At 60.5% G+C, this 15138-nt stretch carries 15 protein-coding genes; 4 read left to right on the top strand and 11 right to left on the bottom strand.

The features are described from left to right. Positions 1 to 74: 74 nt before the first annotated feature. Together B9G99_RS01210 and pgi are read right to left on the bottom strand one after the other, a co-directional pair. On the bottom strand, positions 75 to 698 hold the full coding sequence (locus B9G99_RS01210) for a YqiA/YcfP family alpha/beta fold hydrolase (RefSeq protein WP_086620384.1): 624 nt from the start codon (positions 696 to 698) through the stop codon (positions 75 to 77). A gap of 45 nt (positions 699 to 743) precedes the next feature. Next, positions 744 to 2387: a glucose-6-phosphate isomerase gene (gene pgi, locus B9G99_RS01215; RefSeq protein ID WP_086620385.1), complete on the bottom strand. Its 1644-nt coding sequence runs from the start codon at positions 2385 to 2387 to the stop codon at positions 744 to 746. Between the two features lie 189 nt (positions 2388 to 2576). On the opposite strand from pgi, the gene cmoA reads away from it, so the two are divergent. The 3 genes from cmoA to B9G99_RS01230 all read left to right on the top strand — a co-directional run bounded on the left by cmoA (position 2577) and on the right by B9G99_RS01230 (position 5444). Beyond that, on the top strand, positions 2577 to 3311 hold the full coding sequence (gene cmoA, locus B9G99_RS01220; protein WP_086620386.1) for a carboxy-S-adenosyl-L-methionine synthase CmoA: 735 nt from the start codon (positions 2577 to 2579) through the stop codon (positions 3309 to 3311). Between the two features lie 32 nt (positions 3312 to 3343). Further along, entirely contained in the window at positions 3344 to 4327 is a 984-nt protein-coding gene (gene cmoB / locus B9G99_RS01225) for a tRNA 5-methoxyuridine(34)/uridine 5-oxyacetic acid(34) synthase CmoB (RefSeq protein WP_086620387.1), read from the top strand. A 112-nt stretch (positions 4328 to 4439) separates the two neighbouring features. Further along, the gene (locus tag B9G99_RS01230) at positions 4440 to 5444 is read left to right on the top strand and encodes a ChuX/HutX family heme-like substrate-binding protein (protein WP_086620388.1); all 1005 of its coding nucleotides are present in this window, start codon (positions 4440 to 4442) and stop codon (positions 5442 to 5444) included. On the opposite strand, the gene B9G99_RS01235 is transcribed toward B9G99_RS01230, so the two are convergent. The 8 genes from B9G99_RS01235 to B9G99_RS01270 all read right to left on the bottom strand — a co-directional run bounded on the left by B9G99_RS01235 (position 5379) and on the right by B9G99_RS01270 (position 13349). Beyond that, a complete protein-coding gene (locus tag B9G99_RS01235) occupies positions 5379 to 5939 on the bottom strand; it encodes a methylated-DNA--[protein]-cysteine S-methyltransferase (RefSeq protein ID WP_086620389.1) in 561 nt (186 codons plus the stop codon). The genes B9G99_RS01230 and B9G99_RS01235 overlap by 66 nt on opposite strands. Then, positions 5936 to 7456: an Ada metal-binding domain-containing protein gene (locus tag B9G99_RS01240; protein ID WP_086620390.1), complete on the bottom strand. Its 1521-nt coding sequence runs from the start codon at positions 7454 to 7456 to the stop codon at positions 5936 to 5938. Before B9G99_RS01240 ends, B9G99_RS01235 begins: the two co-directional genes overlap by 4 nt. A gap of 73 nt (positions 7457 to 7529) precedes the next feature. Then, the gene (locus B9G99_RS01245; protein WP_086620391.1) at positions 7530 to 8684 is read right to left on the bottom strand and encodes a porin; all 1155 of its coding nucleotides are present in this window, start codon (positions 8682 to 8684) and stop codon (positions 7530 to 7532) included. Between the two features lie 206 nt (positions 8685 to 8890). Continuing rightward, positions 8891 to 10315, bottom strand: a complete 1425-nt coding sequence (cysN, locus tag B9G99_RS01250) for a sulfate adenylyltransferase subunit CysN (protein ID WP_086620392.1) — start codon at positions 10313 to 10315, stop codon at positions 8891 to 8893. Between the two features lie 7 nt (positions 10316 to 10322). Further along, on the bottom strand, positions 10323 to 11234 hold the full coding sequence (gene cysD, locus B9G99_RS01255) for a sulfate adenylyltransferase subunit CysD (RefSeq protein WP_086620393.1): 912 nt from the start codon (positions 11232 to 11234) through the stop codon (positions 10323 to 10325). Positions 11235 to 11439: 205 nt separating this feature from the next. Beyond that, on the bottom strand, positions 11440 to 12177 hold the full coding sequence (locus tag B9G99_RS01260; protein WP_086620394.1) for a metallophosphoesterase: 738 nt from the start codon (positions 12175 to 12177) through the stop codon (positions 11440 to 11442). Positions 12178 to 12268: 91 nt separating this feature from the next. Then, positions 12269 to 12718, bottom strand: a complete 450-nt coding sequence (locus tag B9G99_RS01265) for a DUF1249 domain-containing protein (RefSeq protein WP_086620395.1) — start codon at positions 12716 to 12718, stop codon at positions 12269 to 12271. 4 nt (positions 12719 to 12722) lie between these two features. Further along, a complete protein-coding gene (locus B9G99_RS01270; protein WP_086620396.1) occupies positions 12723 to 13349 on the bottom strand; it encodes an NUDIX domain-containing protein in 627 nt (208 codons plus the stop codon). A 216-nt stretch (positions 13350 to 13565) separates the two neighbouring features. Here B9G99_RS01270 and greB point away from each other — a divergent pair, with 216 nt between their 5' ends. Beyond that, positions 13566 to 14102 (top strand): transcription elongation factor GreB, encoded by a 537-nt coding sequence (gene greB, locus B9G99_RS01275; protein ID WP_086620397.1) that lies wholly within the window; start codon positions 13566 to 13568, stop codon positions 14100 to 14102. 24 nt (positions 14103 to 14126) lie between these two features. Here the strand turns inward: greB and B9G99_RS01280 are convergent, their stop codons facing one another. Then, positions 14127 to 15101 carry a class I SAM-dependent methyltransferase gene (locus B9G99_RS01280; protein WP_086620398.1) on the bottom strand — a complete coding sequence of 325 codons (975 nt, stop codon included), beginning with the start codon at positions 15099 to 15101 and terminating at the stop codon, positions 14127 to 14129. Positions 15102 to 15138: the final 37 nt, after the last annotated feature.

Consider the following 15138-nt stretch of genomic DNA (forward strand, 5'->3'; position numbering starts at 1 on the left):
CGGCCCTGCCGCAACAGACCGGAATATTGATCCGGCCTGTTACGTCAATACCATGGTGCTGGCACTTTTGAAGCCTACGGTACGGGATTGAAATCTTCCGGCAGCGTCAGCCCGCCATGGGCCAGCACGGTCGACAGCAGCTCAGGATACCGGCTCAGGCCGTGATCATCACCTTCGTTGATCACAAACCGGCTGCCCTCCAGCATCTCCAGTGCCTGCCGGTAGTCGAGGATTTCATCCTCGCTGCCCAGCAGGACCAGAAAACGCTCGGCATTGACCACCTCGGCCTGCTGCTCGCGCAGGGCATCGGCAAAACTTTCATCAATGACGAACATCTCACCGGTTTCAACGTGCTCGATCTCTGCGCCCATGCGCTCCAGCGCGATCTTCAGTGGATCAACGGCCGGGTTGATGAGCACCACGCTTGCCACATCATGCGTTCTGGCAAGACCCATGGCGAGAAAACCACCCATGGAACTGCCGATGACCATGGTACGCCCGGTGAGCGTGCTCATGACCTCCTGTGCTGTCTGCCAGGCAGGGCCTGGATGATGGGACAGGGCCGGCGCGATAAAGCGCGGACGCGGCCGGGCCTGTTCACAGGCCCGACGCGTCAGTTCGGCCTTGGCCGAACCGGGATGGCTGTTGAAACCGTGCAGGTAGAGCACGTTGTCGACGGCATTGGCATGATCATTCATGACATCAGCATAACGCAGTTACTGTATAAATAAACAGCCATTTTTTTAAGCGTTGCCGCGTTGGCCCAGCACGGTCTCGATCAGATGACGGCTTGAATCGTCGAGCTGATCTGCCCCCTGTCCGCTTTCCAGAATGTCGGCCGTTTCATTGGCAATCTTCTTGCCCAGCTCCACGCCCCACTGATCGAATGAATCGATGTTCCAGATGGCGCCCTGGACATATACCTTGTGCTCATACAGCGCGATCAGTGCCCCGAGAGACTCGGGCGACAGCGTGTCGAACAGGATGGTGGAGGACGGCTGGTTGCCGGCGTAGCGCTTGTGTGCCGGGGGCGTCTCATTGCTCTTGATGGCATCATCGCCGAGCATCAGGACACGCGACTGGGCGAAGCAGTTGGCCAGCGACAGGCGATGCTGACGCTCGAGGCTTTCACGTACCGGCGCGCTGTCGATGTGGTCATAGCGCTTGATCGGTGCGATGAAATCACAGGCGACCGACCGCGTGCCCTGGTGGAGCAGCTGATAAAAGGCATGCTGACCGTTGGGACCGATTTCGCCCCACAGGATCGGACAGGTATTGTAATCGACCTTCTCACCGTCATTGGTCGACGACTTGCCGTTGGATTCCATCTCGAGCTGCTGGAGATAGCCGGGCAAATGCTTGAGACGACCATCGTAGGGCAGAACCGCCAGCGACTGAATATCGAGGAAGTTGGTGTTCCAGATACCCAGCAGGCCGAACAGGACCGGCAGGTTGTCTTCCAGTGGCGCCGAGGCAAAGTGTTCATCCATGGCATGGCCACCGGCGAGCAGACGACGGAAGTTGTCCATGCCCAGACGAATGGCGATCGGCAGACCGATGGCGCTCCAGAAGGAGTAGCGACCGCCGACCCAGTCCCAGAACAGCAGCTGATGCTCGGAGGCAATGCCCCATTCGGTCATCTTCTCGGGCTTGGTGGACACACCGATGAAGTGATGACGCTTGATGCGCTCGATGTCGCTGCCGGTACGCTCGGAAAGCCAGGCCAGTGCCGTATCGGCGTTGGCCGACGTATCGATGGTGCCAAACGATTTGGAGGAGTAGATAAACAGCGTCTCGTCGGCATCCAGCGTTGGCAGCAGCTCGGCCAGCTGTGAACCGTCGATGGTGGAGGCAAAATGCACTTCCAGCGCGCTGGGAGCCACAAAGGCATCTTCCAGCGCCTTGACGATCATCAGCGGCCCCAGGTCGGAACCGCCCACCCCCAGATTGATGACCTGCTTGATGGCACGACCATTCGCCCCGCGCCACTGGCCCGACTGAAGCTTTTCGACCATTTTCTGCATGCGATCGAGGCTTTCATGGACGCCTGCCTGAACGTCTTCGCCTTCAACGTGAAACTCGCCGCCCTGAGGCATACGCAGCGCCGTATGCAGAGCCGGTCGGTCCTCGGTCAGATTGACGCGACGTCCGGACAGCAAACGCTCGATGGCACTCTCGACACCGGCTTCACGTGCCAGATCCAGCAGGTGATCCAGCGTTTCCTGGCGAATACGCTGCTTGGAGAAATCAAGCGTAAGCCCGGCTGCCTGACGCGAGAAGGCGTCAAAGCGCCCATCCTGTTCAAACAGGGTGCTCAGGTGTACATCGCGCAGGGTATCGCGATGACTTTCCAGCGCCTTCCAGGCCTTGTTTTGACGAATTGACATCCTTGCTCTTCCTCCATGATAGGTGCAGCTTTAATGCTCAAAGCGTAACATGGTCGGCCGTAAAGACCGCCCCTGTTTGATATTCATTCTGGCAGACGGCGTATTCATCACGCAGCGGGGCTCTATCAGATCACTGTCTGCATGACCGAACAACCTCCTCTCAGAGCCTGATAGATCGTGGGTATCCCGATGACCGACGTCTCCCGACGCGACGCCATTTTTTCGACACCACTGGACCAGGTCGCCGACTTCTCCTTTGACGAGCGCGTGGTCGATTGTTTCCCTGACATGATTCGCCGCTCGGTGCCTGGCTATGCCCAGATTACCAGCATGGCCGGTGTGATCGCCGCACGCTACCTGAGTCCCGGCGCCCATGTTCTGGACCTGGGATGTTCGCTGGGCGCCTCAACCCTGTCCATCTGCCAGCGTCTGGCGCCCGAGGCCTTCACACTGCAGGCCATCGACCTCTCCCAGCCCATGGTCGAAAAGGCCCGCGCCCTTCTGGCGCAGCAGGCAAGCGAGCATCGCATCGAGGTGTTGCAGGGTGACATCCGCAACTGTCCGCTTGCCCGGGCTGACATGATCATGGTCAATTTTACGTTACAGTTTCTTGACCCGAGCGAGCGCGATCAGGTGATTCAACGCCTTTATGACGCCCTCACACCGGGTGGCGTGCTGCTGTTGTCGGAAAAGATCCTCGGCGAGCCCGGTCAGGAATCACTGCTGATCGACCTGCACCACGACTTCAAGCGGGCCAACGGCTATTCGGATCTCGAGATCAGCCAGAAGCGTACGGCGCTTGAGGAAGTAATGATCCCGGACCGGCTCTCCACCCATCACGAACGGTTGGCGCGCATGGGCTTCACTCGCCATGACACCTGGTTTCAGTATCTCAATTTCGCCTCGATGCTGGCCTTTAAATAAGTTACTCCTCTTTCACCAGGCTGGACCCCCGCATGTCGATCGATGAGCGTCATCTTCCCCTTTATCACGCCTTTCTCGAACAGGGGCTGGAGAGCTGGCTGGCCCGCCTGCCCGAGCAGCTGGCCCGAGGACTGGACCGCCAGCGCTTTGGCGATCTGCCCGCCTGGGAGCGCGCCGTCAAGCGCCTGCCCACCCTTGAGGTATCAGGGGTGCAGCTGGATCAGGACACGGTGAGCGTGGAGGTGGCCATGGACGCCTCCAGCCGTCGACAGTGCGACAATCTTTTGAAGATTCTCGCCCCCTGGCGCAAGGGCCCTTACCGGATCGGCGAGATCACCATCGATACCGAGTGGCGCTCGGACTGGAAGTGGCAGCGTCTGGCCCCACACCTGAGTGATCTCAAGGGGCGGCGCGTCCTCGATGTCGGTGGCGGCAACGGCTACCATGGCTGGCGCATGGCCGGCGCCGGGGCCAATTTCGTGCTGATCATCGATCCTTCACCGCGCTTTTACTGGCAGTTTCATGCCATTCGTCACTTCATGAAGAAGGCCGACCAAAACGTCCACTTCCTGCCGGTGGGCATTGAGGACATGCCTCCCCGGCTGGCCGCCTTTGATACGGTCTTTTCCATGGGCGTGCTCTATCATCGCCCCTCGCCCATCGATCATCTGCGCGAGCTGTACGATACGCTGCGCCCCGGCGGCGAACTGGTACTTGAAACGCTGGTGGTGCAGGGCGATGAGCACCAGGTGCTCGTCCCGGGCGAGCGCTACGCGCAGATGCCCAACGTCTGGTTTTTGCCCTCCCCAAAAGCCCTGACCCACTGGCTCTCACGAGTGGGCTTTCAAGATCCCCGCGTGGTCGATGAGGCCGATACCTCGCTCGATGAGCAGCGCGCGACCGAATGGATGACCTTTCAGTCACTGGCCGACTTTCTCGACCCAAACGACCCGGGTCGCACTATAGAAGGCTACCCTGCCCCCAGACGCGCCGTGATCATCGCGACGAAACCCTGAAACCTGCCTCGCCTATCCAGAAGGCGCCATCCCGACCGGCGGTGGCGCCTTTTTCGCTTATATGTCTTGATGCATCGATGTTAATGGTTATCATTAACATCAGAAGCCATTAATGACCCTGTCACGCCGCGAGGGCTGCCCCATGCGCCAGGCCAATATCGTGTTTGAAGCCTTTGAAGAGGCGCGCCTGCGCGCCCCGCATCTGGAATGCCGAGCGCTGGCGGCGCTGCTTGACTGCAGCGAAGGCGAGATTCAGGCCTCGCGTCTGGGGCGCGGCGTGCACTCGCTGACCCTGACCCCCTGCGATCTGGTCATGATGCTGCCGCAGCTGGGCCAGGTACAGATGGTGACCCGGACCGCACACGCCGCGCTTTCAAGCCGGCTCAAGGACTATCGCATCGACGCCGATCAGCGCCATGCCAGCATCCGCGATCATCAGGCGCTGGCCATGCAGCTGCTTTTGCCCTGCTGGTACTGGGTCTGCCTTTCCCGGGAAGCACCGACCCCGGGCGCCGCCCCGGTGCCCTGCCTGCAGGTGTTCGACCGGTTCGGTCGCGTGCTTCATCAACTGTATGGCCTGACGCCCGAGGCTGCCGGCTGGACACTGCTTGAGTATTTCGCCGGGCTGAAAACACCGGGATTTACGCGCTGTATTGATATCGCCAGCACCTGCACCGAGGGTCACCGCCCGGCCCTGCTCAAATCATGGCGTGCGATGCGCGACACGGGGGACTTTTCGCGACTTCTGTCGCATCATCGGCTAAAACGCGTGGAAGCCAACCGCGCCGTGGCCGGCCATTTCAGCACGCCGTTACCACGTGAACGCTTCATCATGGCACTGGCCGGCGCCTGTCGGCGTACACAGCCCACCCGGGCCAGCCTCATCCATGCCGGCGGCGCTCATCATCACCGGACCTGCTTTCATCATTTCCATCAGGGTCACCACGACATCCTGCGTCTTGAAAGCGATCACCTGACCCTGTCGCTCGACAGCAGCGCCCTGCATGAGGCCTGGCAGGTCGTGCGGCCGGGTCCTGAAGGGCTTGTGACATCACTGGAGGCGTTCGATGCCAGCGGTGAGATGATGCTCGCCCTCGATCTGGCGGAGTGCGGCTGACCCTTCCGGACGCCCTTCCAGCGCCAGCAGGTGGGCCTTGCGCGCCAGTCCGCCCGCATAGCCGGTAAGGCCACCGCTGCCGGCCACGACGCGATGACAGGGCACAATCATGGATACCGGATTACGCCCGACCGCACTCCCTACCGCGCGGGCATGCCCACGTGAGAGCCCAAGTGCTCTCGCCAGCGCGCCATAGCTCATGACCTCACCGAAACCGATCTCCTCAAGGCGCTGCCAGACGCGCTGCTGGAAAGGGCTGCCCGGCAGTGACAGCGCCAGCTCGAAACGCTGCCGCTCACCGGCAAGGTACGCCTCGATCTGCTCGCAGGCCTGACGAATGATGTCTGAGGGGCTCTGCTCAGCCGGTATAAATGGCCCCTTGATCGAGGGTGGAAAATGCCTCTGGTCGTGGAAAAACGCGCCGGTCAGATGATCCGACTCGGCGCGCAGGACGATATCTCCCAGCGCAGAGGGCATAACGGCATATTCCATCATGACGACGACTCCTCACTCGATGACGCAGAGGCGCCTGATCGTGTCAGGGCACCCTGTGAAGTAATGGCAGGGCATGAAGTGGGCGGACCGGAGGCCTGGTGCCAGAGCCGAATGGCGGCATAGGCACGCCAGGGCGACCAGCGGCTCGCCCGCTGCACCGCCTCGCGGGCGTTGTCACAACCCAGCACCCGCTTGAGCACCAGATCACCGGCTGGAAAGGCGTCCGGCCAGGCCAGCGCCCGCATGGCGATATACTGCGCGGTCCAGTCACCGATGCCACGAATGTCGCAAAGCCTTGCTATCGTCTCTGCCACAGGCGCTCCCGGACACAACCTCAGTACCCCGTGGTTCACGGCGCCTGCCAGGGTGATGATCGCCTCGGCCCGGATGCGTAACAGGCCCAGCGAGATCAGGGCCTCAGGCGGCTGTTCGGCCATGACCGAAGGTTTCGGGAAGCCATAACGCCCGGGATGACCGGCGAGCGGCTCACCAAATCGGGCCACCAGCTCGGCCAGCACCCGACGCGCCCGGATGGTCGTAACCTGCTGGCCGACAATGGCGCGCACCGCCATTTCAAAACCGGTGACGGCACCGGGCACTCGAAGCCCGGTGTTCCCCAGCCCCTCAAGATGCGACTCGATCAGCGCCATGGGCGCCTCCAGATCGAACACATCACGCACGGTTTTCAGCACATCGCCCATGACCGGCACCAGTGATACCGGCAGGGTCAGCGTCAGTTGCTCAGGGCCAACGTGCTCAACGCTGATCCAGCCGGCGTGTGTCGTGCGCTCACTGCCGTAATCCTTGTCGATCAGTAGACTGCGCTCCCAGCACCCCGACTCGATCTGTTCAAGGCCGTCGATCTGACGAGCGGCCAGAAAGTCGAGCATGGCGACCCAGTCCAGTGGAGGCTGATAGGCCAGCGACAGCGTGATCGAGGGGTCAGCGTGACCGGTGCGCGTGGCGCGACGCAGTCGGCCTGGCGACAGGCGATAATGCGTCTGAAACAGCGCATTCAGCCGGCGCTGGCTGCCAAAACCGACGGCGTGGGCGATCTCGCTGACGGGCAGCTCGGTATCGGTCAGAAGCCGTTTGGCCAGCAGCAGGCGCCGGGTTCTGGCCAGCGCCGCCATCGTCACGCCGAAGGTGGCCTTGAACAGACGACGCAGGTGGCGTTCGCTGACCCCGATTCGTCCTGCCAGCGCCGCGCTGCTGTCATGATCCAGAAAGCCGTTATCGATCATGACCATGGCAGCACGTGCCAGCTGATCCCCGGCATCCATCATCGAAAGCCCCGGCGCCAGCTCGGGACGACAGCGCAGACAGGGGCGAAAGCCGGCCTGCTCGGCCGCCGCCGGGTGCATGAAAAAACGGCAGTGATCAAACTTTGGGCAGCGCACGCGACAGACCGGCCGGCAGTAGATACCGGTCGAGGTCACCCCGACAACGAACTGGCCGTCAAAGCGGCGATCGCGAGAGGTCAGGGCCTGATAGCAGACATCGGGGACAAGGTTCATGCCCCCAATATAACCTGCCCGGTGTCACGTCACTGGCCGTTTTCGGACATGTGGCTGGCGATCCGCGGCGCCGTTAAAAGTCATAGCGCAGCCTGGCCAGCACTGAATCAGGCTCGCTGTCGGAGGTATTGGCAAAGATGCGTTCGAGATCCAGCCGAAAACCATGATTGAACTGGGTGGTTACCCCCAGCACCTGATGATTGGTCTGGGAATCAGCGCTTCCCAGCCGTTTCAGTCGGTCGCCGGCCACAAAGGGCTTGATGCTCTGCACCCAGTCGTGATCGATCCTGAAGCTGTAGCGGGCAATGTATTCGACCCCGTAGGCGTCGCTGGCAAAATAATCCTCGAGCCCGTTTGCAGCCGGGTCAGGGACGAAATTCGTGTAGTAGCCGGCCCCTGCGGCGAGATACCAGTTGCCGCCCGTCCAGGTCAGGGAACTGCCGGTCAGCTGCTGGCGAAAGGATTGCTGATTGCCGCTGCCCTTGATCTCGGATGACGTGTTGGCATAGGCCGCCCCCAGCGTCAGATCATCCGTGAGGCGCCAGCGAAAGCCCAGCGAGCCACCGCTGCGGCGGCGATAATCATAGGGGCCGTCCAGGTGCAGCTCGTCATCGGGAAACAGCCAGCCGGCAAAGACCGTAAAGTCTTCAGTGCCATTGGAATAGCGCAGGCTTTTACGCGCGCGATAGGAGCCGTCGTAGCTGCCATTCACGCCAACGCCCGGGGCCTGGGCAAACTGGTTGTAATCCCATACGTCCGTACTGACCCCAACGGTGTCGTAGTAGACGCTATTTTGCTTGCCAGCCGTCAGTCGACCATAACGATCGCTTTCAAAACCGAAATAGACCTGGCGACGGTTGGTCGCGCTATCGGCGCTCTCCTGATCGTAGTGATCATGCCAGCCCATGGCTTTTGCCATGTCCACACCCAGCTCGCCATAGCTTAAAAGCGTCAGGTCGTCATTGACGTGGTAATTGACGTGCAGACGAAATCGCGTGCCCCCGTCATAGCCGCGATGCTTGTAGCTGCCGTTATCGCTGCCCCCCATCTCATTGAAATACTGTGGCCTGATGCTGCCGCCGACCTTGACCTCAACGCGATCAAGTACCGTGCGCGGCGGCTCGGCAGGCGATAACAGCGTGACCTCTGCCCGTACAGCGCCTGCCGATAAAAGCAGCAGACCACCCGTGGCCACCAGCAGCGCGCGCCTTCCCCTTGCGATATTCATGATGTTATCCCGTTGGTCACGATAAAAACGTCGCGCAGGACAGGGCGCACGCTGTCTGACGACGTAAAAGGCGGTGCGAGTATAGTGAGGACGCAAAAGGATTTGAAACCCCACAAAATGACCTGTCGGCCAGGCGTCAGTCTCGGAAAGGGACGATACAAAAACGCCCGGCACATGGCCGGGCGTGGTTCGATCAGCAGATGATTTCAGCGCTTGAAGATATCGCGCACATCTTTCGCTTCCCAGTGCGGGAAGTGACGGCGGATCAGGTCGTTGAGTTCAACCTCAAAGGCCTGCCAGTCGACGGCGCCACCGTTGTCGGTGCTGTCAGCAGCCTGGCGGATCATGCCGGCGCCGACCGTCAGGTTGGTCAGACGATCAATGACGATAAAGCTGCCGGTTCCGGGGCTGGTGTCATAGGCATCCACCGGGACAGGCTGGGTCAGGGTGACCTGACAGCGCCCGATTTCATTGAGACCGAGCTGCGCGGCGTCGTGATGTTCCAGCGTATTGACGTCAATGCCGTAATCGATGGCGCTGATCTGACCGCTGACATCACGCGTGGCCAGCTTGAAGTCATAACCGCGGCCGGGCGTCATCTCACGTTCGTTCATCCAGACGATGTCGGCCGTAAACGCGTTGGACATCGGCAGCTCGGTATCGGCGGCCACCAGCCAGTCACCGCGCGAGATATCGACCTCGTCGGCCAGCGTCACCGTAATGGCCTGACCGGGCCGGGCTTCATCAAGATCGCCATCAAAGGTCACGAGTCGCTCAACCGTTGAGACCTTGCCGGAGGGCAGCACCTTGACCTGCTGGCCGGGGCGCAGGACACCCGCGGCCAGCGTGCCGGCGTAACCGCGAAAATCCAGATTGGGCCGGTTGACGTACTGCACCGGAAAGCGCAGATCGGTCAGGTTCTGGTCACGCGAAATCTCGACGTTTTCCAGCTGTTCCAGCAGCGGCACCCCATCATGCCAGGGCATGTTGGCGCTTTTGTTGACGACGTTGTCGCCTTCCAGGGCCGACATGGGCACGAAGGTGATATCGCGGGCCTTGAGGTTTTCGGCAAACCCCAGGTAGTCGCGCTTGATCTCTTCAAAACGCGCCTGCGAATAGTCCACCAGGTCCATCTTGTTGACCGCAATCACCAGATGCTGGATGCCCAGCAGATCGGCGATGAAGCTGTGACGACGCGTCTGGACCTGCACACCGTAGCGCGCATCGATCAGAATAACCGCCAGGCTTGCGGTGGAAGCACCGGTCGCCATGTTACGGGTGTACTGCTCGTGCCCGGGCGTGTCGGCGATGATGAACTTGCGCTTGTCGGTCGAGAAGAAGCGATAGGCAACATCGATGGTGATGCCCTGCTCACGCTCGGACTGAAGTCCATCCACCAGCAGCGCCAGATCCACGCGTTCACCGGTGGTGCCGCGGGTTTTAGAGTCTCGCGTCAGGGCTGCCAGCTGATCTTCATAGATCATTTTGGAGTCGTGCAGCAGTCGCCCGATCAGGGTCGACTTGCCGTCATCGACGCTCCCGCAGGTAATGAAGCGCAGCAGATCCTTGGCTTCATGCTCCTTGAGATACGCCTCGATGTTTTCGGCTATCAGGGATGATTGGTGTGCCATATGCGCCTCAGAAGTAACCTTCGCGTTTCTTGCGTTCCATGGAACCGGCCTGATCGTGATCGATGGCACGTCCGGAACGTTCACTGGTACGGGTCAGGAGCATTTCCTGAATGATATCGGGGAGCGTGGCCGCCTCGGACTCGACGGCGCCGGTCAGCGGATAGCAGCCCAGCGTTCGAAACCGCACGGATTTCATGTCGGGCACCTCGCCCTCTTCCAGCGGCATGCGCTCGTCATCGACCATGATCAGCGTACCGTCACGCTCGACCACCGGCCGTTTGGCGGCGTAATACAGCGGCACGATCGGGATCGATTCGAGATAGATGTACTGCCAGATGTCCAGCTCGGTCCAGTTGGACAGCGGGAAGACACGAATCGACTCGCCCTTGTTGACGTGGCCGTTGTACAGGTTCCAGAGCTCCGGACGCTGATTTTTCGGATCCCAGCGATGGTACTTGTCACGAAACGAGTAGACACGCTCCTTGGCACGCGAGGCTTCTTCGTCACGACGCGCACCGCCGAAGGCGGCATCGAAGCCGTACTTGTCCAGCGCCTGCTTGAGCGACTGGGTCTTCATGATATCGGTGTACTTGGAGCTGCCGTGATCAAACGGGTTGATGCCCGCCTCACGACCTTCCTCGTTGATGTGCTCGATCAACTCCATGCCGGTCTCGGCCGCCATGCGGTCGCGAAACTCGATCATTTCCTTGAACTTCCACGTGGTGTTGACGTGCATCAGCGGAAACGGCGGTGTACCGGGGTAGAACGCCTTGCGGGCCAGATGCAGCATGACCGAGGAGTCCTTGCCGATCGAATAGAGCATGACGGGATTGCGAAACTCGGCCGCCACCTCGCGAATGATATGAATCGACTCGGCTTCGAGCTGTTTCAGATGTGTTTGCCGCTCGGGAGAAAGCATGCGTATCACAACCTCTCATGACCAAACGTCATCACCAGACGGCGATGACGCTATAAACGGGGGTTCTCGCGATAAAACGTCACGAGCAGATAAAGATGCGCTCACGTTAGCGAGCCGCCTTCATAACGTCAAAGAATCAACTTTTCTTCCTTTAGACGTTTAAGCTATAAAAATCGACCGCCGACCGCTTTGCCGATTTGGGCCATCAGACCGGCACGTACTCTACCCGGGTGGATAATCGAGGCTGTCGCATGCCCTCCATGGACAGTCGAATCAGCCGAAAGCCGCCCGGAGCGCATGCATCGACAGCAAAATCGGGCCGATCAGGCACGAACTGCGCGGCAATGGCCGGCACCGACATGACCGGTACGCCCCGATGCAGACAGGTCATTTCATGATGAATATGCCCGCACAGCACGGCCTGCACATGATCATATCGGCCAAGAACCGCCCAGAAGGCCTCACGGTCTTCAAGGCCGATCTCGTTCATCCAGTCGGTGTCCACGCTCACCGGTGGATGATGCAGCACAATCAGCGCCGGTGACGTGTCACTGGCGAGCTGCGCCTCCAGCTGTGCACGTTGCGCCTCACCCAGCCGACCGCCCTCTTCACCCTCAATCCAGGTGTTGAGCAGCAGGATCTGCCAGCCGCTGGAATGGATGACAGACTCGAGCGCGCGCACCTGTGACATGGTAGCGGGATGGTCATGATTGCCCGGCAGCCAGACCCATGGGCAACCCAGTGCATCAAAAGACGCCGCCGCCCTTTGATAGGAGGCAGACGAGCCGTCATCGCTGACATCACCGCTGACCACGATCAGATCCGGCTGATAACGTGATACCCGCGCCAGCATCGACGTCAGTCGTGTATCCGCGTCGACGTCGCGATATCGCCGGGTGGGGTCGGCGCTCAGATGGCTGTCCGAGAGCTGAACGATCAGCATGGCACTTTCCTTTCAAGGGGATTTGACAACCCTGGGGCGTTACGGCGAAGCGACACGGCGGGGCCCTGACAGAAACAGGGCGATGCCCGGATCAGGGCGTTTCAAAGATGCGGGTATCGTGGCCATGGGCCAGACCGTGCTCGAGCCATTCGCCCAGAAAGCGATTGAGCTGAAGCTTCTCATCCGGCTGATGCATATGGGCATTGGGATAGCGATAGCGCCCTTCGAAGTGACGCTTGCGCTGAAAGTCGGTGACCTCGGCCATCTGCACATCGTGATAAAGATGCACCACCATGCGCGGCGCATCGATCATGTCATCCAGTACGCCACTCTGGAAAACGCGCACCACCGTGGTATAGGGCGCGCGTTCGACCACCTCGAGATGCAGGGTGCCAAAGCGTGTGGTGTGGCTTGCCAGCGGCAGCTCCACCCGCTCGCCGGCGACCGTATCGCCCAGCAGCCGGTCAAGACGCACGAAGTTGGCCGTACATTCGGCCTGTAGCGTCCTGAGATCGGTAACGTAAGCGGCTCTATTGCTCAAAAGACTATCTCCTTGCTCTGAGGGCCGGGCGCTCACGAGCCAGCCAGTACAGCGCAATCAATAACATGGCATTGTTGATGGTACCGTTTTCCAGCATGCCCCAGGCGTCACGAAAGGGTAGCACACGCACCATGATGTCCTCGTGCTCCTCTTCCAGCCCGTGCACGCCACCGACATCGCTTGAATCCACCAGCGCGCAATAGAGCGTGATGTATTCGTCACAGGCTCCGGGACTGGGGAAATAGCGGTGAATCTCCATCAACTGCTCGGTGTGGCATCCCGTTTCTTCTCGCACCTCGCGCCGCGCCACATCCTCCGGTGATTCGCTGGAATCGATCAGACCGGCGGCAGGCTCCAGCAGCCAGGGGCTGAAGGCGCGCCCCATGGCCCCGGCGCGAAACTGTTCGACCAGAACGACGGCGTCACGTTCCACGTCATATAACAGAACGCCCACGGCATCGTGATGACGAAAGACCTCACGCGAGACCGTCTCGCTCCAGCCACCCTGATACTGGCGGTAGCGCACATCCACGCGGTCAAGATTGAAAAACCCGCGATGCAGCGGTGCGTCCTGGATATGCTCGACATCACTGCCATCAAAGCGTGGCAGGGACTTCGTATCCGTAGTCATCGGCTTTTCCTTCAAATACATGAGCATGGCCGCCAAATAAAGAAGGCGGGCAACCTCTGGGAACAGGAAGACGAAATGCGCCGGTTATAAAGGGAGTGTGGGCCTGTTTATGGGCACTGTGCCAGAAACTTTCAAGCCTGCGGCTGCAGTCGGCCTTGGCAGCACAATACGAGGCGATTATGGTAATTGTCCTACTGTCACAGGGTTATCGCCTGCATGAAAGGACGCAACATGACGCGCTGGCGCGATCCCGCCAAGGACCCGCGCCAGGAGAAAAAGACCGACCTGATCACCCCGGAAGGCTACGCCTCAATGCAGAGCCTGCTCGATCATCTGGTGCGCGTGCGTCGCCCCGAGCAGTCACGCAAGACCGGTGAAGCGGCCGCTCAGGGTGATCGCAGTGAAAACGCGGATTACACCTACAACAAGAAGGCCCTGAACGGCACCATCGCCCGGATTGCCTATCTGCAAAAGCGCCTCGATGCCCTGACCGTGGTCGACCGCCTGCCGGCTGACCGCGACCGGGTCTTTTTCAGTGCCTGGGTGACGCTTGAAGATGACGACGGCGAAGAGATGCGCATCCGCATTGTCGGTCCCGACGAGACCGACAACAAAAAACACTGGATCAGCGTGGATGCTCCGCTGGCGCGCGCCCTGCTCGGCAAGTCGCTGGATGCAGAAGTCACCGTCGACGCCCCGGGCGGCGAGACCAGTTACATCATTACCGACATTGCCTACGCCGAGCGCTCATGAACCCTGCCTGGCGCAGGCCGCCGTTCAACGTCGGCTACAGCGGTAGACCCGAAAGCGGCTGCTTTCCGCCAGCACATCGACCCGTCCAAAGTGCTTTTTCATCAGGCCCATATAGGGCAGAAAGCTGTTGGCGACAATATACAGCGCGCCTTTCGGGGTCAGCTTTTTGCTGGCCTGCTCGATCAGCTTGCGGGCCGGGTCGATCGAGACATGGCGCTCCTGATGAAAGGCCGGATTGCTGATGATCGCGTCAAAGGGGCCCTCGACGGCGTCCAGCATATCGCTGGCAAGCACCTCGCCCTTCAGGCCATTGGCCTCAAGCGTTCGCCGCGTGGCTTCCAGCGCCAGGTGATTGATGTCCACGGCCGTCACGTTTGCGCCCTGACGCGCCAGCCAGGCACTGATCACACCATCGCCACAGCCGGCATCGAGCACACGCCCTTCCTGCGCCGGCAAAACGTCCAGCAGCATACGGGTACCATCATCCAGCCGGCCATGGCCGAAAATGCCCGGGTGACTGACCAGCGTCAGATCCAGCGCCTCGAACGTGGACCAGTGATCCCCCGCTTCACCGGCAATGGTGGCTGCTTCATACAGCGAGCAGCGCCGTGCGTTGTCGAGACGCTGATGCGTCATGCCGCGCGTTTTCAATTCACCAGGTACCCGCTTGCCACCACCATGATGCTCGCCGACGATGCGCAGCGTGCTGCCTGATGCACAGTGGGCGTTGAGCTGATCCAGCCACCAGCGGCCCAGATCCATCGTCTTGGGCCAGAACAGCAGTGCCACCGTCATGCCTTCCGGCGGTGTCAGTCCTTCAACCACTTCATGACCATGCTTGCGCCAGACCTCTGCAATCAGATGGTCCAGACTCCATATGCGGTGTTTCGCACCGTTTAACAGCCCCTCATCCAGCGGCGGCGCGATCAGCCACTCATTGTCTCTAATGGCGGGTGTCTGACGGTCCAGCAACTGCCCCATGGGCGTGGAAAAGCTCATGAATCCCCTGCTCTACTTAAATAATGACAGGCCTGCC

The sequence above is a fragment of the Kushneria konosiri genome, from assembly GCF_002155145.1.
Classification (GTDB): Bacteria; Pseudomonadota; Gammaproteobacteria; order Pseudomonadales; family Halomonadaceae; genus Kushneria; species Kushneria konosiri.

Bases quoted from the DNA above. Each gene is read 5' to 3' on its own strand.
- B9G99_RS01210 (WP_086620384.1), bottom strand. From the start codon at position 698: ATGAATGATCATGCCAATGCCGTCGACAACGTGCTCTACCTGCACGGT.
- B9G99_RS01280 (WP_086620398.1), bottom strand. From the start codon at position 15,101: ATGAGCTTTTCCACGCCCATGGGGCAGTTGCTGGACCGTCAGACACCC.
- B9G99_RS01270 (WP_086620396.1), bottom strand. From the start codon at position 13,349: ATGACTACGGATACGAAGTCCCTGCCACGCTTTGATGGCAGTGATGTC.
- cmoB (WP_086620387.1), top strand. From the start codon at position 3,344: ATGTCGATCGATGAGCGTCATCTTCCCCTTTATCACGCCTTTCTCGAA.
- B9G99_RS01245 (WP_086620391.1), bottom strand. From the start codon at position 8,684: ATGAATATCGCAAGGGGAAGGCGCGCGCTGCTGGTGGCCACGGGTGGT.
- B9G99_RS01230 (WP_086620388.1), top strand. From the start codon at position 4,440: ATGACCCTGTCACGCCGCGAGGGCTGCCCCATGCGCCAGGCCAATATC.
- cmoA (WP_086620386.1), top strand. From the start codon at position 2,577: ATGACCGACGTCTCCCGACGCGACGCCATTTTTTCGACACCACTGGAC.
- B9G99_RS01235 (WP_086620389.1), bottom strand. From the start codon at position 5,939: ATGATGGAATATGCCGTTATGCCCTCTGCGCTGGGAGATATCGTCCTG.
- cysD (WP_086620393.1), bottom strand. From the start codon at position 11,234: ATGCTTTCTCCCGAGCGGCAAACACATCTGAAACAGCTCGAAGCCGAG.
- B9G99_RS01260 (WP_086620394.1), bottom strand. From the start codon at position 12,177: ATGCTGATCGTTCAGCTCTCGGACAGCCATCTGAGCGCCGACCCCACC.
- cysN (WP_086620392.1), bottom strand. From the start codon at position 10,315: ATGGCACACCAATCATCCCTGATAGCCGAAAACATCGAGGCGTATCTC.
- B9G99_RS01240 (WP_086620390.1), bottom strand. From the start codon at position 7,456: ATGAACCTTGTCCCCGATGTCTGCTATCAGGCCCTGACCTCTCGCGAT.
- pgi (WP_086620385.1), bottom strand. From the start codon at position 2,387: ATGTCAATTCGTCAAAACAAGGCCTGGAAGGCGCTGGAAAGTCATCGC.
- greB (WP_086620397.1), top strand. From the start codon at position 13,566: ATGAAAGGACGCAACATGACGCGCTGGCGCGATCCCGCCAAGGACCCG.